Consider the following 18,492-nt stretch of genomic DNA (forward strand, 5'->3'; position numbering starts at 1 on the left):
TCGATGCATGACACGGACACGATCCGTCTGGATCAAAGCCGACGACACCGTCGGCGACTGGGACGAGCGCCGCGAGCGGATCACCGCCGCGCTCGAGGCGGGCGCCGACTGGGTACTGGTCGACGAAGCCGACGTCGAGCGCGTGCGCGAACTCGGCGACATCAACGTCGCGGCGTTCCGAACGAACGGCGACGTGACCCTCGTCGACGACGCGGAAAGCGACGACGCCGAGGACGTCATCGAGGACGTCGGCGACACCGGTGACGCCGGGGGCGCGTCGAGCGCGAAACCCGACGCCGTCATCGTCGGCAAGGACGGCGAGGGCGACGCGACGATCGACATGCCCGAGGACCTCTCCGGCTCGGCCGACCTCTCGACGCTGCGCCGCGACGAGGACGCCGACCTCGAGCGGGGCGCGTACGTCCGTATCCTCGACACTGAATACGAGCGCTTCGCCGAGACCGCGGCTCAGGAGGCCGACCACACGATCATCATCGGCGAGGACTGGACGATCATCCCGCTCGAGAACCTGATCGCCCGGATCGGCGACGAGACCGATCTGGTCGCCGGCGTCACCACCGCCGAGGAGGCGCGGACCGCGTTCGAGACGCTGGAGATCGGCGCCGACTCCGTCCTGCTGGACTCGAGCGATCCCGACGAGATCCGCAAGACCGTCGAGGTCCGCGACGACGCCGAGCGCGAGACCCTCGATCTGGAGTACGCCGAGGTGCTCGACGTCGAGCGCGTCGGCAGCGCCGACCGCGTCTGCATCGACACGGGCAGCCTGCTCGAGCACGACGAGGGGATGCTCGTCGGCTCGATGGCCCGCGGGCTGGTCTTCGTCCACGCCGAGACGGCCGAATCGCCCTACGTCGCCTCGCGGCCGTTTAGAGTCAACGCGGGCGCCGTCCACGCCTACGTCCGGACGCCCGACGGCGGCACGAAGTACCTCTCGGAACTCCAGAGCGGCGACGAGGTCCAGGTCGTCGACACGAACGGCAACACCCGCGAGGCCATCGTCGGCCGCGTCAAGATCGAACAGCGCCCGATGTTCCGCGTCGCCCTCGAGACGCAGGCCGGCGACCGGGTCGAGACGCTGCTGCAGAACGCCGAGACGATCAAGGTCGCCACCGGCGAGGGCCGCAAGGCGGTAACCGACCTCGAGGCCGGCGACGAACTCCTGCTGTACTACGAGGACACGGCGCGACACTTCGGCGAGGCCGTCGAGGAGAGCATCATCGAGAAGTAGCGAGGAGCGTCGCAGTAATCGCGATTGCAGACGGCTCACCGTCGGTCGAACCTCCTCGTCCAACGCAACGCTGTTTCTCGCGGCTCGCTCAGACTTCGCTCGGGTCTGCGTCTTCGGGTTCGGCCGGCTCGAGGCGCGTCGTACACCAGTGACAGAACTCGAGGTCTTCGTCGAGTTCCTTGCCGCACTCGGGACAGGTCGGCCCGTCGCTCGAGCCCGACCCCGATCCCGACGCGGTCGGCGGGAAGCCGAGCGAACGGAACGTCGCGTCGATCGCCGCGAACAGGCCGATAAACGAGAGGGCGAACTGTCCCATCGAGTCCATATCTTCGCTGACGATCGTCACGGCATCGGCCATCGTTTCGGCCGCGGCGAGCTGGTCCATCGGGAGGAAGATCGCGATCGCGGAGAGATACAGCCCCGCGAAGACGACCGCGCGGAGCCAGTCCCGCAGGAGCGCGTGTCCCGCGCCGGGAAAGAGGATCGAGAGGGCCCCGGCGAGGAGCGCACGAAACCATGTCATGGTCGGACACTAGGCGAGCCGACTGGTTAACATTCCGATTCCGAGACGTCCGACCCCGTCCGCTCGCCGCTCGGCCGCAATCCGGGCCAAGGTAGCTACGGCCGTCACTCGTACGGCGCCCGGATCACCATCACGCCGCAGTACGCACACTCGAGAGAAACGCCCCGATCCGCGCCCGTTCGAGCGGTCCCCGTCGCAGACGGTCGCTCGAGTTCGTCCGTCGTTGCCGTCCCCGTTCCCGCGTCGGTCCCGACGAGCGCCCCGTCACAGTTCGGACAGCGATCGAGAAACAGCCGGAGCGCGGTCAGCACGATTCCCTGCTCGTCCGGCTCGAGGCCCCGCCAGTCGGGTCGGCGCTCGTCCAGCGTCTCCGCGGCTGCAAGGTCCGCGAGAAAGGCCGCGTTCGACGGCCAGCAGCCGATCCGCTCGTCGTCGCGGGTCGCGACGAACCCGTCGCCGGTGACCGCGAGCGTCACCCGTCCGGGAGCGGTCCCGAGCCGCGCCGCGAGCACCTCCCGCTGTGCGTCCTGCGTTCGGATCTCGTGCAGTCGCTCCCGCCGGGCCGATTCGAACGCCGACTCGAGGCGGAGCGGCGTCGATCCCGGCGGCGTCGCGACGAGATCAATCGAGCGAAGCAGCGTTTCGGCACGCGACGACGCTTCGGAATCGAACGCGCCGTCGGTGACGCTACCACCGTCCCCCTTTCGCCCGCCGCCGACGAACGCGAACGCCGCATCGCCGTCTCCGGCCGCGGACGACCCTCGATGGAGCAACTCGAGGCGACTCGTTCCCGTCGAGTTCATACGCCCCCTGGGTCGTAGCGGCCTATTGGTATGCGGCTGTTACCGTCACGAACGCTGGCAGCTAACTACCGGTTGACCGCAGTCAGTCGATCGTATTGCGGCCCGGAGCGGTATCGCATCCCGGAGCGGTATCGCGGCCGCGGCCCGGAGCGTGATTCAAACGCTTACTCGAGGTCCGACACCAACCGCGAGAGGGTCGCGAGATCGTACTGGCCCGGCGCCGTGGCCTCGGCGGGGTCGACGGGCGCGTAGCCGATCCGCGAGCCGTACAGCGGCGCGACGGCCCGAGTGTGGCTGCCGGCCTCGCCCATCGCCATCGTCGCGACCGTCTCGCCGTCCTGCGTGAGTCGGTGGGTTGCCGACAGCACCGCGAGCGAGTCCGACCGATCGTGGGCCGTCACCGCGAGCTTGCCGACGTCGGCGTACTCGCAGGCCTCGGCGAGTCGCTCGATCATCGCGTCCTCGCTCGGCGTCCCCTCGAAGTCGTGGGTCGACGCGACCACCGAAACGTCCTGCTCGCGCGCGGTCTCGAGCACGTCGTCGGCCGCGCCCGATCGAAGCGACTCGAGTTCGACGTCGATCGCCTCGACGCCGTCGATACGGGCGGCTTCGGCCAGCACCTCGAGCCGTTCCGCGTCGTCGCCGGCCCACTCGCCGCCCTCCCACGCGGCCCGGTTGGTCGCCAGGACCGGGAGTTGGCCGTCGTAGGCCTCGAGGGCGGCCAGCGCGTCGTCCGCGTTCGACAGGCCCATCCGAAACTCGACGGCGTCCGCGTGATTGCGGGCTCGAGCTTCGTCCGTCAGGTCGGCGGTTGCGGCGGTGAGAACGAACGAATCGAATGCGATAGCCATTGTACTCCGGTGAGAACGGGCGGTAGAAAAACGGTACGGGTCCGCGCGATTCGTGCGGGGTCGTCCGTCGTCAGTTCGAAGGCTCGACGCGGCGCCGATCAGGCCAGGCCGATCGTCTCCTCGGCCTCGAGGAGCTCGTGGTAGCGGTTGCGGATGGTGACTTCGGAGATGTCGGCGACGTCGCTCACGGCGGCCTGGGTGGTCTTCTCGTTGGTCAGCAAGGCGGCGGCGTAGACCGCGGCGGCCGCGAGGCCGACCGGCGACTTGCCGGAGTGGACGCCCTTCTCCTTGGCGTTCTGGAGCAGCGAGCGGGCGCGGTGTTCGGCTTCGTCGGAGAGTTCGAGACCGGAGGCGAAGCGAGGCACGTAGCTCTCGGGGTCGGCCGGCTGGACCTCGAGCCCGAGTTCGCGGACGACGTAGCGGTACGTGCGGGCGATCTCGTTTTTCTCGACGCGGGAGACGTCCGCGATCTCGTCGAGCGAGCGCGGGACGCCGGCCTGGCGCGCGGCGGCGTAGACGCAGGCCGTCGAGACGCCTTCGATCGATCGACCGGGCAGGAGGTCCTCCTCGAGGGCGCGGCGGTAGATGACGGAGGCGGTCTCGCGGACGTTGTTCGGCAGACCGAGCGCGGAGGCCATCCGGTCGATTTCACCGAGGGCCTGCTTTAAGTTGCGCTCCTTGGAGTCGCGGGTGCGGAAGCGCTCGTTCCACTTGCGCAGGCGCTGCATCTTCTCGCGCTGGCGCGAGCCAAGGGAGTTGCCGTAGGCGTCCTTGTTGCGCCAGTCGATGTTCGTCGAGAGCCCCTTGTCGTGCATCGTGTTCGTCGTGGGGGCGCCCACGCGGGACTTTTCGTTCTTCTCGGCCGCGTCGAACGCGCGCCACTCGGGGCCGCGGTCGACGGAGTCCTCCTCGACGACGAGGCCGCAGTCCTCACAGACGGTCTCGCCGTGTTCGTCGTCGACGACCAGGTTGCCCGCACACTCCGGACAGACGAGGTCGTTCGATTCGGTTTCGGTCTCGGTTTCGGTCGTCGCGTCGGTTTCTCGTTCGGTACGCCGTACTCTCGTGTTCGATTGTGCGTCGGTCATGCGATGGCGAGTGCTGCCCGGACGAACGAATCGCAAAAGTCCGGACGGAGTCGTTACCTACTCCGTTCTGAGACTCGAGGTATAATGGTTTCGAAATCGAGATCCGATACGCCACGAAACCCGGTAATTCGCCGGAACCGGTATGAGGAATCATAACATTGAAGTAGTGAATGCGTCCCAAAGCGGAGGGTCCAATTGGTCGTCGTTCGAACCCCGCGTATGGACGTTGCAGTCGGCAGCACCAACCCGGTCAAGATCGACGCGGTCGAACGAACGCTCGAGCGATTCGACCCGAGGGTCACCGCTTTCGACGTCGAGTCGGGGATTCCCGAGCAGCCGTGGTCCGTCGAGGAAACCGTCACGGGCGCCGAGAACCGCGCCCGGCGCGCGTTGGCCCGAGCGGACGGCAACTACGAGTTCGGCGTCGGCCTCGAGGGCGGCGTCGCGCGGTTCGACGGCGCGCCGGGAGTGACGCTGATCATGTGGGCGGCGGTGACCGACGGCGAACGAATCGAACGCGGCGGCGGCCCCGCGCTTCGGCTCCCCGACCGCGTCGCGGATCGACTCGAGGCGGGGGAGGAACTCGGCCCGGTAATGGACGACGAACTCGATACGACGGGCATCGCCGAGTCGGAGGGCGCGATCGGCGTCTGTACGGAGGGGTTAACCGATCGGACGACGGCGCTCGGTCAGGCTATCGCCTGCGCGTTCGGTCCCTTCCTGACCTCCCAGTACGAGTAGCCGGCCGCCGGTAATACGCTCTTTCCCGCCAGAAACGATCACAGGCCCGGATAGTCGTCAAATCGAATGAATTAACCGCTCGTACCAAGCTACCCTTTCCGGTCGAGTATCGGGCTATTACTTCAGGAAGAAATCGCACGACGGCGGCGGGTTAACCGCGCGTACCAAACCCCCTAAGGGCATTCCTCGCATCGAAATCGGTATGAGCAGCGCAATGGCCTCCGACCTCACGAGCAAACAAGAGCGGATTCTCCAGTACCTCCGGGAGAACGCGGCTACCAAGACCTACTTCAAATCCCGAATCATCGGGAAGGAGCTCGGGATGACCGCGAAGGAGGTGGGGTCGAACATCACCGCCATTCAGGACGGCGACTACGACGTCGAGATCGAGAAGTGGGGCTACTCCTCGAGTACGACCTGGAAGGTTAGCGTCTAACCGCAGGCTCGCTGCGATCCGCTCCCGAACCGCAGGCTCGCTGCGATCCGCTCCCGAATCGATCCTCCCCGCGTCGCCGGCACTCGCCGTCCGGCGATCGATTTTCTCTGTTTCTTTCATCGCGAGTCACCCGGCCGCGACCACCGTCTATTTCAGCCGCGCCGGCGATTCACGAGCCACCACGAATGACGGTGCCGATTTGCTTCGACATGGACGGGGTCATTCTCGAGGGCCCTCGCACCGCTCCGCAGGTGTACGACGATGCAGCCGACGCCGCACTCGAGGAACTGGGCGCCGAGCCGACGCCGGCCCAGCGACGCGCACTCAGGAGTCAGGACACCGAAGCGATCCGCGGGCACTGTGTCGAACTCGGTCTCGACCCGGATCGGTTCTGGACGCTGAAGGAGCGGTACGCTTCCGCAGGCACCCACGAGCGGCTCCGGTCGGGTGCGCGCGGGCTGTACGACGACATCGACGCCGTGCGGACGCTCGCCGACCGAGCGGAGACGCCGGTCGGACTCGTCACCAACAATCGCCACGAAACCGCCGCGTTCGTCGCCGACTTCGTCGACGTCCCGTTCGACGTCGTCCGCGGTCGCGATCCTACCATCGACGGATTTCGGCGGCGCAAGCCCGACCCGTACTACCTCGAGGACGCGCTCGTACAACTCGACGGGACGACGACTATCGATCGCGTTCGCGCAGGTGGGACCGGCACCGGTACTGGCGACGGAAGGGGAGAACCGCGAGGACTCTACGTCGGCGATTCGCCGAAGGACGTCGTCGCCGGGACGAAGATCGGGTTCGAGACGGCCTTCATCCGCCGACCGCACAACCGCGACCTCGAGTGTCCGGCGGACGCGACGTACGATCTCGAGTCGCTAACCGAACTGCTCGACCTCGAAATCGTCGAGGAACGGGTGTGATGGCCCTGCGGCTCGGCGACGACCGCTGAAAACCGAGCGAGAAGAGGGTCACTGCAGGTCGACGGGATCGACCCGTCCGATTCAGCCCTCGTACTCGAGCAACTGATCCGCGTTCCGCGCAAGTCGCCGCGCCCGGTCGCCGAAGGAGTCGGCGTGGCGCACGACGAGCATCATGACGGTTTCGGGCCGTTCGACCGCGTAGCCGTCGTCTCGCGACAGTAATCCTGCCTCCTCGAGTTTGCCGGCGTACTTGCTGACCGTCGGCGCGGAGACCTCGAGCGCGTCGGCCAGATCGCCCGCGGTCGCGTCCGCGTTCAACAGGAGTTCGATCAGCATGCCCCGCGGAGTGTCCCGCCGCAGGTAGCCCAGCGTCCGCTTTTCGAACTCGTCGAATCGACCGGCGGGGACGAACCGCTTGTAGTCGCCGTCGCGGTACCGTTCGATCGCGTCGATCTCCTCGAGGCGGCGCAGGTGGTGCTGGGTCTCGCCGGTGCCGAGTTGGAGGTCGTCCCGGATCTTCGAGAAGTGAGCCCCGGGTGTCGTGGAGAGGTAGCCGGCGATCGCGTCGCGGGCGTCGCTCTCTCCCGCGTCGGCGGCCGCGGATTCGGAGAAGCCGGTTCCGGCGATCGGCGTCGCGGCACCGAGGGCGGCAAACCGGCGGAGGGTCGCTCGTTTGTTGTCGTCGACCCCATCGGACGATGTCATGTCTCTCTACCGTCCGAAAGGGTCCGACACGTAAAACAGGTTTCGCTCCGCTTCGTTCACTGAACCGTGAGCGTCCCGAATTCGTGAGTGAATTCGCCTCGAGCGACTCGCTCGAGAGGGGCGACTCGAGCGGTTCGGAGCCGTCGGTAAAATCGGATTACGGGGCGAAACTCGCGTTCAGCGTTGCCGCGTCGGTCGGGGGCGGGCGGCGCAGCGATCGGCGGAGTCGGCAGCGATCGTCAGTTGTCCGCGTCCGTCGCTGCGTCGGTGTCAGTGCCGGCGTCGTCTCCGTCACTCGGCGCATCGACGTCGATGTCGGTGCCGCCGTCGGTCTGTCCCTGGAAGTTCTGATCCATCTCCTCGATGACCTCGTCGGGATCCGTGATGTTCGACGGATCTTCGCCTTCCTTGATCGCCTGCGCTTCCTGTTCCATCGCTTCGACGTCCATCGAGGCTTCCTGATCGATCTCGCCGATGATCTCCGAGATGTCGTCCAGCCCGATCAGTTCGCGCGTCTCCTCGTCGAAGTCGAGGGCCTCGAGCTCGGTGCCGTCTTCCTTCACGTCGCTGCCCGAGAGGTGCTTGCCGTAGCGGCCGACCAGCGAGGTGAGTTCCTGGGGCATGACGAACGTCGTCGACTCGCTCTGGCCGATTCCCTCGAGCGTCTCCATCCCCTTGTCGATGATGGCGCGTTCGCCCATCGATTCGGCGGAGCGGGCGCGCAGCACGGTCGAGATGGCGTCACCCTGCGCCTCGAGGATCTGGCTCTGCTTCTCACCCTGGGCGCGGATGATCTCGGACTGCTTCTCACCTTCCGCCTTCTCGACGGCGCTGCGCCGTTCACCCTGCGCCTCGAGAATCATGGCGCGGCGCTTCCGTTCCGCGGACGTCTGTTGCTCCATCGCGCGCTGGACGTCCTTCGAGGGGTTGACCTCGCGGACCTCGACGGACTCGACGCGGATCCCCCACTCGTCGGTGGGTTCGTCGAGTTCCTGGCGGATGCGCGCGTTGATCTCCTGGCGCTTGTTGAGCGTGTCGTCGAGTTCCATGTCGCCCAGCACGGCACGGAGGGTGGTCTGGGCGAGGTTGGAGACGGCCCGCTTGTAGTCGTCGACCTGCAGGAACGCCTTCTTGGCGTCCATCACCTTGATGTAGACGACCGCGTCGGCAGTCACGGGGGAGTTGTCTCGGGTGATCGCTTCCTGACGGGGGACGTCCAGGGTCTGCGTTCGCATGTCGAACGCGTACGTGTTCGACACGAACGGCGGGACGAAGTTGATCCCCGGATCGAGGAGTTTGCGGTACTCGCCGAAGACGGTCAGCGCGCGCTTCTCGTACGCGTCGACGATCTCGACTGCACTGAGGAGGGCGGCGATGACGACGACGAGCAGGAGGGCGCCGACGAACAGGATGGCGCCTCCGGCGGCGGCCTGGAGTGGTATTAGGTCTACTACCATGGTTCGGTCTTGTGTCGGTGCCGTGAAAAACGTTCCCTTGAGTTACCGACATGTGTACGCCGGCCGGTGACTTATTAGAAGAACACCGTACTGCTAGCGTTTAGGCGGTCATGAGCCGGATTCAAGGCGATTCAGCCGTTAGTCGCACTCGAGGACGGCAGTGGGGAGGCGGTTCTCCACGTACTCTCAAGACGAGACCGTTGTGTCCGTGGTTTTTGGTCCTGCTGTGACGGCTGGATTTCGCTCGAGAAATACGAACGGAGCCGAAAACGTAGCAAATACCGGGGACCCCGTCCTGTCCTTGCGACAAGTCCGGGGCTAACTCGATTTTTCGGTTTCCGTCTCCCGCTCCGGTTCCGCGTCAGTCTCTGCGTTCGACGATTCTTCGAGCGAGTCGCCGGCGGCGCCGGCGGTCGAATCTGCGGTTCCGCCGTCGTTCGCCGCGTCCTCGCGGAGGGCGCGGTCGATCTCGTCCTCGCCGATCGCACCCAGGGATTCGACCGTGAGCACGTTGCCCCCGCCCGGATCGAGGACGATGATTTCCTCGCCCTCCTCGATCGTGCCGCTCGAGGTCCGGGCGCTGTAGTAGGGCGCGAAGCCGCCCTGGTCGAGTTTCACTTCGCCATCGCGGGTCGTAATCCGCTCGGTGGCGTAACCGGTCGCGCCGGCCAGCGAGTCCGAGTCCGTCGTCTGGGCGGTCCCCTTCCCGCCGTAGAAGTCGAACTCGTGGTAGACGTACGTCGCGGCCAGGCCGATCACGAGCGTCAGCGCGGCCAAGATGATCGGACTCAGCGCGACCGGCACGACCGCGCCGATCAGTCCCGCACCGACCAGCGCGACTCCGATGACGATGAGGTGCGCGCCCGGCGAGAGGGCCTCGAGCAGCATCAACACGAGACCCACCGAAAGGAGCAAGAGCGGCACGTTCCCCAGAAGGGCGTCGAGCATGTTCGGACGTTAGGGCTCACCCCGATTAAATGTTTACCGCGATACCGTTTTCAGCAGCTCCGAGCGAGCGGACGGAACGACGTGATCTGTCGGCTGATACTGCCAGGATCAGCGGAGGCCGTCCTCGAGCAGCGACGCCAATTCGCCGACGACGGCGTCGCGCTCGTCCGTCCGAATCGCGTGGCTCTGCTCGAGCTGGAGGCCGCCGCGACCGTCCCGCGCGAGCCAGTTGACGAAGTTGTCCGGGCTCACGCCGCCGTACGGCCCGTCGGACGCCGTCTCGACGGGATGCGTGATGGCGTCGTCGAGTCGGGACTGCACGCGGCGCTTGACGTCGCCGTCGATTCCACCGCCGACGATCACCCGGTCGTCGCCCAGTCCGTGGAGACTGACCACCGTCTCGAATCCTCGATCGGCGATCCGTCCGAGCAGCGGGTAGTCGTCGGGGGCGAAGGAACTCGAGGGCGGGTGATACAGGTCGAACGCCCGCCGTTCGTCGTCGTACCCGAGACACGCCCAGCAGGTGGCGTCCTCGAGTCGGCCGGCGAGTTCCACGGCCGCTTCGGCGGTGCCGGGTTCGACTTCCCCGCCGTGGGCGGCACAGATCAGTACGTCGTCGTTCCCCCCGTCGTCGTACAACAGTTCGGAGTAGTGTCCCGTGTCGGTTCGCTCGAGCGGCTGGGTCGTAAGCGTCCGTCGCGTCACGGCGACCGACTACGACCGTGGTGCGGATAACTGTTGGACACGCTCGTCACCGCCGTCGCTGGTGCGGGGTCGAGAACGGCGAGAGGAAGGTGAGATCGAAACGGCGAGCGGCGACGTGAACAGGAACGTGAGCAGCAGCGACCGTCTCAGGCCTCGAGCGCGAGGCCGGCTCGGCGCAGCGCCTCGTCGGTCGAGAGATCGTCGTGGACGACGCCCGAAACGGCCGTCGCGATGGCTTCGGGGTCCTCGTGCTGGAAGATCGAGCGGCCCATCGAGATGCCGGCGCCGCCGGCGTCCATCGTGCCGCGGACCATTTCGATCGTCTCGCGGTCGCTTCCCTTCGAGCCGCCGGCGATGATGACCGGCAGTCGGGTCGACTCGACGACGTGCTGGAAGCTCTCGGCGTCGCCGCTGTAGCCCGTCTTGACGACGTCGGCGCCGAGTTCCTCGGCGAGGCGGACGGCGTGACCCAACGCCTCGGGGTCCTCCGGATCGACGCCGGGACCGCGCGCGTAGGCCATCGCGAGGACCGGCATGCCGAGTCGCTCGGCCTCCGCGGTGACCTCCGACAGCTGCGTGATCTGGTCCGGTTCGTGGTCGGAGCCGACGTTGATATGGAAGGAGACGGCGTCGGCGCCGGCGCGAACCGCTTCCTCGACGGTGCCGGTCATCCGTTTATCGTTCTCGTCGGGGCCGATCGTCGTCGACCCGTTGAGGTGGACGATGTAGCCCTTGCCGTTCTTGTTCTCGTGGACGCGCGGGGCGATCCCCTTCTGCGTGAGGACGGCGTCCGCGCCGCCGCTGGTCACGCCGTCGATCGTCGATTCGATGTCCTTCAGCCCCTGGACGGCCCCCATCGTGATGCCGTGGTCCATCGGGACGATGACGTAGTTCCCGTCTGTACCGATTCGCTCGAGTCGTGCGTCGATTCCGGTGGCGGTGGTCATTTGCGAGTGTGTAGCAAGCTTGCAGTTATTGCTGTTCCGGTTCCGGTGCATCTTCCGCATCGACCGTGATAGAGTCGGCGCCGCGGCGCGCGCCCCGCTTGAGTTCGGCTGCCTTGGCCTCGAGGCGCTCGACGGCCTCGGCGGTGTCGTCGCTGCTTGCGATGATATCGACTAGGGTGCTGCCGACGATAACGCCGTCGGCGCCGGCCTCGACGATCTCCGCGGCGTGGTCGCCCTCGCTGACGCCGAAGCCGACGGCCTTGGGAACGTCGTACTCGGAGAGGCGCGCGAGGCTGTCGTGAGTCGCCGTCGAGACGTTTGCGCGCGCCCCGGTCGTGCCGAGGCGGGCCTGCACGTAGGCGAAGCCCGAGACCTGCGACATGATGTCGTCGAGGCGCTGGCCCTCGGTGGTCGGCGCGATGATGAAGACCAGATCGAGCCCGTGGTCGTCGCAGGCCTCCCGCAGCGGGTCGGCCTCCTCGGCGGGGAGGTCGGGAACGATGATTCCCGAGAGCCCCGCATCGGCCGCGCGCTCGACGAACGGCCGGACATCAGGCTCGTCGCCATACTGGAGGATCATGTTGTAGTACGTCATCACCAGCAGCGGCGCCTCCGTCTCGAGATCGTCCACGAGTTCGAAGAAGCCCTCCGGCGTGGTGCCGGCCTCGAGCGCGCGGTTGATCGCGGCCTGGATCGTCTGACCCTCCGCGATCGGCTCCGAGAACGGGAGGCCAAGTTCGATCAGGTCGGAGCCGCCCCGATCGAGGGCCTCGACGTACTCCTTGGTGTCCTCGAGGGACGGGTCGCCCGCGGTGATGTAGGTGATCAGCGCGGGGTGGTTCTCGCGGATGGCGGCCTCGACGTCGCTGTCGTACTCGGTCTCGCTCTCGGTTGCTGCGTCACTCATGCATCGAACACCTCCACATCGGGGGCCGCCTCGAGATCGCGTTTCCCGGTTTCCTCGAGCACCGTTTCCAGATCTTTGTCGCCGCGGCCGGAGACGTTGACGACGACGAGATCGCCGAGTTCGTCGGTGTGCTCCTCGAGATAGCCAAGGGCGTGGCTCGATTCCAGCGCCGGAATGATCCCCTCGAGGTTCGAGAGCCGGTGGAAGCCGTTGAGCGCGGCCTCGTCGTCCACGCTGGTCGGCGTCACGCGGCCGCTTTCGACGAGGTGCGAGAGCTCCGGCCCGACGCCGGCGTAGTCCAGTCCCGCGCTGACGCTGTGGGACTCGACGATCTGCCCGTCGGACTGCTGGAGCAGCTTCGTCATCGCGCCGTGGAGCACGCCGTCGGTGCCCGTCGAGAGCGTCGCCGAGTTCGGTGCGAGCCCCTCCTCTTCGTCGATCTCGAGACTCGAGCCGCCGGCCTCGACGGCGACGAGGTCGACGTCCTCGTCCGGGACGAACTCGTGGAACGCGCCCATCGTGTTCGAGCCGCCGCCGGCGCAGGCGACGACGGTGTCGGGGAGCCGACCCGCTTTTTCCTGCACCTGCTTGCGTGCTTCCTTCCCGATGACCGACTGGAAGTCACGGACGAGTTTGGGGAACGGGTGCGGGCCGACGACCGAGCCGATGACGTAGTGGGTCCGCTCGACGGTCGTCGCCCAGTCGCGCATCGTCTCGTTGATGGCCTCCTTCAGGGTGCCGGAGCCAGCGGTAACGGGGTTCACCTCGGCGCCGTTCATCCGCATCCGGTAGACGTTCGGCCGCTGGCGGTTGATATCCGTCCGCCCCATGTAGATCTCGCAGGGCATGTCGAGGTGAGCCGCGGCCATCGCGGTCGCCGTGCCGTGCTGGCCGGCGCCGGTCTCGGCGATGACACGCTCCTTGCCCATGTACTTCGCCAGCAGGACCTGCCCGAGCGCGTTGTTCAGCTTGTGCGCGCCGCCGTGGACTAGGTCCTCGCGCTTGAGGTAGATCTCGCGGCCGTAGCGCTCGCTCAGTCGATCCGCGCGCTGGAGCGGCGTCGGCCGGCCGCCGAAGTCGCGCATCCGCTCGCGGAACTCGTCCATGAAGCCGTCCTCGTTCTCGAGGACGTACCGCTCGTAGGCGTCCTCGAGTTCCTGCAGGGCCGGCATCAGCGCCTCGGGGACGTACTGGCCGCCGTAGTCGCCGAAGGTGCCGTCCCGCCGTTCGTCGTCCGTCTCGCTCGCGTGCTCGTGTGTGCTCATGTCGTATCAGTCTCCGTTGTCGTCGCTCGTCTCCGCTGTCGCTTCCGCCTCCGTCAGCCGCCGCGTGTTCGCGGCGACGTCGCTGTCGCCCGCGCCGTGGTCCATGATGGCGCTGCCGACCAGGAGGGCGTCCGCGCCCGTCTCGCGCATCCGGCGCACGTCCGCCGGACTCGAGACGCCGCTTTCCGCAATGAGAGTCACGTCGTCCGGAGCGTGGGGACTCACGGACTCGAAGGTTTCGAGGTCGACTTCGAGTTGCGCCAGATCCCGGTTGTTGACCCCGATGATCTCCGCGCCCGCCTCGAGCGCGGCCTCGAGTTCTTCGCGGTCGTGGACCTCCACGAGTGGCTGGAACCCCCGCTCGCGAGCGGCCGCGACGAGCCCCTCGAGGTCGTCCACGAAGCGGGCGATCAGCAGCAGGAGGTCTGCTTCGACGACGTCCAGCTGGGCCTCCTCGAGGACGAAGTCCTTCCGGAGGACGGGGACGTCGACGGCCTCGCGGACGCGGGTCAGCGCCTCGGGCGAGCCGCCGAAGTGGGAGGGTTCGGTCAGCACGGAGATCGCCGACGCGCCACCCTCGACCATCGCTTCAGCCAGTTCTACGGGATCGTCGTCGCGCGTCCCGTCGGCCGTCGGACTCGTCGGTTTGACCTCCGCGATCACCGGCACGCGGCCGTCCGCCTCCGCGCTCGCGATCGCGTCGGGCAGCGACCGCGCGTCCACGTCGACGGCGCTCTCGCCGCCGGGGCGCTCCCGGGCGGCCTCGAGGATCGACGCTACCGCGGGCGCGAGCTCCGTTTCAGAGTTCATTGTTGTACATCGACGTACTCATATGTACAAAAGGCTTGCGCCATCATCCCGGCGCGGTGCGGTCCGCCGGGGCCGGAACCGGGCGCGACCGGCGCTTATTCAAGCCGGTAGATCCTACGTCCGCGTATGGAGGACGTCACGGAGGCCGGAATCTACGCGCGGGAATCGTCGTATCTCGACCGGTACGTGCAACTCGGCGCCGCCAGCGGACGCGTCCTGAGCGTCGACTTCCCCGGCACGCCCGAGGCCGACGCCGAGGACGAGCACCCCGTCCTCGACCGCATCTTCGAGTACCTCGAGGGCCTCGAGGAGGTCGACTTCGACGACGTGCAGGTCGCGCTGACGGTGCCGACGGACCAGCGGGCCGTCCTCGAGCAGGTCCGGGAGATTCCCTACGGCGAGCAGGTCGACGTGAAGGCGCTCGCGCGGATGACGCCGGAACTCGACCCGGACGACGAGGACGATCTGACGCTCGTCCGGACGGCGCTGGACGCCAACCCGGCGCCGCTTTTGATTCCGGACCACCGCGTCCGCGACGGCCCCAGCGCCGCGCCGCCGGCGGTCGAGCAAAAGCTCCGGTCGCTCGAGGGCCTGTAACGGACTGCGTTTTCCTTGTCTTCTACCGCGTTCGTTTTCGTGACGTTCGGGTTTGGGTTCGGGTAACGACTGCTACGCTCCCCTTCCATAAACTGCCGGCGACTGACACGTCCACGTTTACGGTGCGATCTCGGGCCCTAGTAGCTACGCCGAACGAGGCCGCAAAGCATGCGCATCAGGGACCGACTGTCTATACGGGACGATACCGGTGAGACGCGGCGCCGGCGAACCGACTTCGTAACCGACCGCCTCGAGGCCGGGGCGGAAACCGTCGGCGATCTCTCGAGGCGCGCTCGAACCGTTGCGAACGAGGGACCAGCGGAGGCGCTCGAGCGCGGCGTGGACGACCTCCGCGATCGCTCTCGCAAGCGACTCGAGAGCGCGCGCGACAGACTCGTCGACCGCGCCGTGACCGAACTCTGCGAGCGAGCGGTCGGCCGAACGCCCGACGAACTCCGCGAGGAGGCGGCCCGCGGCCCCGACGGGACCGATCCGTTGGATCGCGCCCTCGAGCGGTTCGTCCGCCGCTACGATCTCGACGAGGCCCGGTTGGACGAGCGGACGCTGGCGGTGATCCGCGAGCGGCTGGCGGCGGACGTCGGACCGGACGGCGAGATGGACGTAGACGAGTTGCTCGAGCGCCTCGCCGACGTGGACGCCGCGGACGCGGCGACGGCCGACGACGGCACGGCCGCGGACCCGCTCGAGATCGAGGACGCTCTTGCGGATCTGCGCGAAACGGTCCGGACAGAACTCGACCTCGAGCCGAACCAGTCGCCCTCGGAGGCCCTTTCGGAGATCGGACAGCGCGACGCCGTGGTCGTCGGCCACGCTCTCGAGCGCCTGCTCACCGAGGAGATTCCGCGACTCGTCGACGAGCGGACGCCTGACGATTCGAAGCGCGAGAGCGACGGAAGCGTCCCCTCCGCTGCTGCACCGATGGAGACTGAGCCCGCCGTGCTCGAGGGGGAGAGGACCGATCCCACCGCTCGAGCTGGTGCTGGATCCGGACCCCCCGTACGGTCCGTTGCGACCGCGGCGGCCACGATGCTCGCGCTGCTCGCGGACGACGGCGGGGGCGGTCCGTCCGCCGGTCAATTGCTCTCCCTGTTGGGGCCGATGGCCGCGGGTTCGGGTACCGGTGCTGGTGACGGTGCGGACGCCCCACTCGAGCGCGTTCTCATCGAACTGGTCTCGAGCCTCCTGCTCGAGGACGGCGGCCTCGATCTCACGGAGGTCCCCGGCCTGCGCTCGCGCTCGAAGGGATCGCTGGCGCTCGTCGCACTGTTCGTCGCCAACCTCGTCGCGATGTCGATCGGCGCGTGGGTCTCGCGCGAGCGGGCGCCGCCGATCCCCGACGAGATCCGCGGCCCGGACGGCGAACCCGTCGTAACCGCCGAGCAGGTCAAGCAGGGCAAGAAGGTGTTTCAGGCGAACGGGCTCATGAACCACGGTTCGATCCTCGGCAACGGCTCGTACTTCGGAGTCGATCTGACCGCCGACGCGCTCGAGTTGAAGACCGAGTTCATGCGCGAGTACTACGCGCGCCAGCGCGGGGCCGACGCCTTCGACGAGCTGTCGGCCGACGATCGGGCCGCCGTCGCGGATCGGGTCGAACGCGAACTCGACAACGACGCGCCGGAGGGATCGATCGCGCGGTACTCGGCCGCCGAAGCGTACGCGCACCGGCGGATTCGAAACGAGTACGTCGACCGCTATCACGCCGGGTCGCCCGAGCGCGGCGTGCCGGCGGGGTTCGTCGAATCGGCCTCGCAGGCCGCGCGGATCACCGACTTCGCCTGCTGGACTGCGTGGATGGCCCACACCGATCGGCCCGGCTCGGACCACTCCTACACGAACGACTGGCCGCCCGTCCCGGGCAGCGGCAACCGGCCGACCGGGCAGGTGCTGGTCTGGAGCACGATCAGCGTCGTCCTGCTCGTCGCCGGCGGCGGTGCTGGCGTCTGGGCCTACCATAGCTTCGACTTCGCCGAGCCGACGACCGAACTCGTCGACGTGCCCTCGCCCGACGCGGTGTCGGTCACGCCCGCCCAGTACGCCGCGGCGCGGTACGTCCCCGTCGCCGGCGCGCTGTTTCTCGCGCAGGTGCTCGTCGGGGCCTACCTCGCGCACTACTACGTCGAGCGGACCGGCTTCTACGGCATCGGCGAGGCGCTCGGGATCGACCTCGTCTCCCTGCTGCCGTTCTCCGTGGGTCGAACCTGGCACATCAACCTCGGCATCCTCTGGATCACGACGCTGTGGCTCGCCGGCGGTCTCTTCCTGCCGGGGCTGTTCGCCGACGAGGATCCGCCCCGGCAGGCCGAAGGCGCGACCGTCCTGCTGGGCGCGCTCGTCGCCGTCACGGTCGGCGCCTTCGCGTGCGTCTGGCTCGGCATGCAGGGGAAGTTCGGAACCCCCGAAGACGGTCACCTGTGGTGGCTGCTCGGCTCCGAAGGCCTCGAGTACCTCGAAACTGGCCGCATCTGGAAGGTTTCCCTGCTCGCCGCGCTCGGCGGCTGGACCGGCCTCGTCCTTCGGAGCGTCCGCCGACTCGACGAACCGCCGACAGGACTGGGCCACTTCATGACCTACGCGGGCGGCTCGATCGCCCTGCTGTTCGGCGCGAGCATGCTCTACACGCCCGAGACGAACATCGCCGTGACGGAATTCTGGCGCTGGTGGGTCGTCCACATGTGGGTCGAGGGCGTCTTCGAGTTCTTCGTCACCGCGATCGTCGCCGTCGCCTTGGTCTCGATGGACCTCCTGGAGCAGGCCGACGCCGAGCGGGCGATCCTCTTCGAGGTGTTCGCGATCATGGCCGCCGGCATCGTCGGCGTCTCCCACCACTACTGGTGGGTCGGGCTCCCCGACGTCTGGGTGCCGATCGGGACGACGTTCTCGACGCTCGAGTTCGTCCCCCTAGTCTTCGTCCTCTACCGCAGTTTCGGCGAGTACCGGACGCTGAAGGCGCAGGGCGAGGCGTTTCCCTACACGCTGCCGCTGCTGTTCATCGTCGGCTCGAGCGTCTGGAACTTCGTCGGCGGCGGGGTGCTCGGCTTCTTCATTAACCTGCCGGTGATCAACTACTACGAGCACGGCACCTACCTGACGGTCGCGCACGGCCACACGGCGACGTTCGGCGCGTTCGGCCTGCTGGCGCTCGGCCTCGGCACGTACATCCTGCGGGTGGTCACGCCCGAGGCCGCGTGGCAACCGACGTGGTTCCGCGCCGCGTTCTGGCTGACCAATATCGGCCTCGCCGTCATGTCGATCGCCTCCCTGCTGCCGATCGGCTTCCTCCAACTACAGACGGCCTTCCAGGACGGGTACGCCGCCGCGCGGAGCCTCGAGTTCTACGAGGACGACCGCGTCCAGACGCTGCTGTGGGCCCGAACGCTGGGCGATACGCCGATGATCCTGGGTGCGTTGGCGTTCACCGCTGGGGCGGTTCGGCACCTCCTGGCCGCGCGTCGAGAGGTCGACTCGAGTGCGGCCGGGGCGACCGCGTGACGGCCGCGAGTTGGGTTCCTA

General features: G+C 67.6%; 18 protein-coding genes. 6 read left to right on the forward strand and 12 right to left on the reverse strand.

Going from position 1 to position 18,492, the window contains the following annotated elements; genetic code table 11:
* Nucleotides 1–7: 7 nt before the first annotated feature.
* Nucleotides 8–1,249: a 3-dehydroquinate synthase II gene (locus tag HALXA_RS16290; RefSeq protein ID WP_013881492.1), complete on the forward strand. Its 1,242-nt coding sequence runs from the start codon at nt 8–10 to the stop codon at nt 1,247–1,249.
* A gap of 88 nt (nt 1,250–1,337) precedes the next feature.
* On the opposite strand, the gene HALXA_RS16295 is transcribed toward HALXA_RS16290, so the two are convergent.
* The 4 genes from HALXA_RS16295 to HALXA_RS16310 form a co-directional block, all read right to left on the reverse strand.
* Nucleotides 1,338–1,772 (reverse strand): zinc ribbon domain-containing protein, encoded by a 435-nt coding sequence (locus tag HALXA_RS16295; RefSeq protein ID WP_013881493.1) that lies wholly within the window; start codon nt 1,770–1,772, stop codon nt 1,338–1,340.
* A gap of 104 nt (nt 1,773–1,876) precedes the next feature.
* Complete coding sequence (locus HALXA_RS16300; protein WP_013881494.1) at nt 1,877–2,575, reverse strand: hypothetical protein; 699 nt, start codon at nt 2,573–2,575, stop codon at nt 1,877–1,879.
* 164 nt (nt 2,576–2,739) lie between these two features.
* Entirely contained in the window at nt 2,740–3,426 is a 687-nt protein-coding gene (locus tag HALXA_RS16305; protein WP_013881495.1) for a type I 3-dehydroquinate dehydratase, read from the reverse strand.
* A gap of 98 nt (nt 3,427–3,524) precedes the next feature.
* Nucleotides 3,525–4,514: a transcription initiation factor IIB gene (locus HALXA_RS16310; protein ID WP_013881496.1), complete on the reverse strand. Its 990-nt coding sequence runs from the start codon at nt 4,512–4,514 to the stop codon at nt 3,525–3,527.
* A gap of 219 nt (nt 4,515–4,733) precedes the next feature.
* Here HALXA_RS16310 and HALXA_RS16315 point away from each other — a divergent pair, with 219 nt between their 5' ends.
* The 3 genes from HALXA_RS16315 (at nt 4,734) to HALXA_RS16325 (ending at nt 6,617) form a co-directional block, all read left to right on the forward strand.
* A complete protein-coding gene (locus HALXA_RS16315) occupies nt 4,734–5,255 on the forward strand; it encodes a DUF84 family protein (protein WP_013881497.1) in 522 nt (173 codons plus the stop codon).
* Nucleotides 5,256–5,457: 202 nt separating this feature from the next.
* Nucleotides 5,458–5,691, forward strand: a complete 234-nt coding sequence (locus HALXA_RS16320; RefSeq protein ID WP_013881498.1) for a DUF7123 family protein — start codon at nt 5,458–5,460, stop codon at nt 5,689–5,691.
* A gap of 185 nt (nt 5,692–5,876) precedes the next feature.
* Nucleotides 5,877–6,617, forward strand: coding sequence for an HAD family hydrolase (locus HALXA_RS16325; protein WP_013881499.1), 741 nt, complete (start codon nt 5,877–5,879; stop codon nt 6,615–6,617).
* An 81-nt stretch (nt 6,618–6,698) separates the two neighbouring features.
* Here HALXA_RS16325 and HALXA_RS16330 read toward each other — a convergent pair whose 3' ends face one another.
* From HALXA_RS16330 to trpC, 8 genes are all read right to left on the reverse strand, one after another.
* The gene (locus tag HALXA_RS16330; protein ID WP_013881500.1) at nt 6,699–7,322 is read right to left on the reverse strand and encodes a winged helix-turn-helix transcriptional regulator; all 624 of its coding nucleotides are present in this window, start codon (nt 7,320–7,322) and stop codon (nt 6,699–6,701) included.
* A gap of 239 nt (nt 7,323–7,561) precedes the next feature.
* Complete coding sequence (locus HALXA_RS16335) at nt 7,562–8,779, reverse strand: SPFH domain-containing protein (protein WP_013881501.1); 1,218 nt, start codon at nt 8,777–8,779, stop codon at nt 7,562–7,564.
* A 318-nt stretch (nt 8,780–9,097) separates the two neighbouring features.
* Nucleotides 9,098–9,727 carry a hypothetical protein gene (locus tag HALXA_RS16340; protein ID WP_013881502.1) on the reverse strand — a complete coding sequence of 210 codons (630 nt, stop codon included), beginning with the start codon at nt 9,725–9,727 and terminating at the stop codon, nt 9,098–9,100.
* 108 nt (nt 9,728–9,835) lie between these two features.
* Nucleotides 9,836–10,432, reverse strand: a complete 597-nt coding sequence (locus tag HALXA_RS16345) for a poly-gamma-glutamate hydrolase family protein (protein ID WP_013881503.1) — start codon at nt 10,430–10,432, stop codon at nt 9,836–9,838.
* A gap of 146 nt (nt 10,433–10,578) precedes the next feature.
* Nucleotides 10,579–11,379 (reverse strand): 2-amino-3,7-dideoxy-D-threo-hept-6-ulosonate synthase, encoded by an 801-nt coding sequence (locus HALXA_RS16350; protein WP_013881504.1) that lies wholly within the window; start codon nt 11,377–11,379, stop codon nt 10,579–10,581.
* A gap of 25 nt (nt 11,380–11,404) precedes the next feature.
* Nucleotides 11,405–12,286, reverse strand: coding sequence for a tryptophan synthase subunit alpha (trpA, locus tag HALXA_RS16355; RefSeq protein ID WP_013881505.1), 882 nt, complete (start codon nt 12,284–12,286; stop codon nt 11,405–11,407).
* Nucleotides 12,283–13,551 carry a tryptophan synthase subunit beta gene (gene trpB / locus HALXA_RS16360; protein ID WP_013881506.1) on the reverse strand — a complete coding sequence of 423 codons (1,269 nt, stop codon included), beginning with the start codon at nt 13,549–13,551 and terminating at the stop codon, nt 12,283–12,285. Before trpB ends, trpA begins: the two co-directional genes overlap by 4 nt.
* Nucleotides 13,552–13,557: 6 nt before the next feature.
* On the reverse strand, nt 13,558–14,361 hold the full coding sequence (gene trpC / locus HALXA_RS16365) for an indole-3-glycerol phosphate synthase (RefSeq protein WP_013881507.1): 804 nt from the start codon (nt 14,359–14,361) through the stop codon (nt 13,558–13,560).
* 126 nt (nt 14,362–14,487) lie between these two features.
* Between trpC and HALXA_RS16370 the strand changes: the two genes are divergently transcribed.
* Nucleotides 14,488–14,958, forward strand: a complete 471-nt coding sequence (locus HALXA_RS16370) for an MGMT family protein (protein WP_013881508.1) — start codon at nt 14,488–14,490, stop codon at nt 14,956–14,958.
* A 168-nt stretch (nt 14,959–15,126) separates the two neighbouring features.
* Nucleotides 15,127–18,471 (forward strand): cbb3-type cytochrome c oxidase subunit I, encoded by a 3,345-nt coding sequence (locus HALXA_RS16375; RefSeq protein ID WP_013881509.1) that lies wholly within the window; start codon nt 15,127–15,129, stop codon nt 18,469–18,471.
* Nucleotides 18,472–18,492: the final 21 nt, after the last annotated feature.

The organism is Halopiger xanaduensis SH-6 (genome assembly GCF_000217715.1).
GTDB lineage: Archaea > Halobacteriota > Halobacteria > Halobacteriales > Natrialbaceae > Halopiger > Halopiger xanaduensis.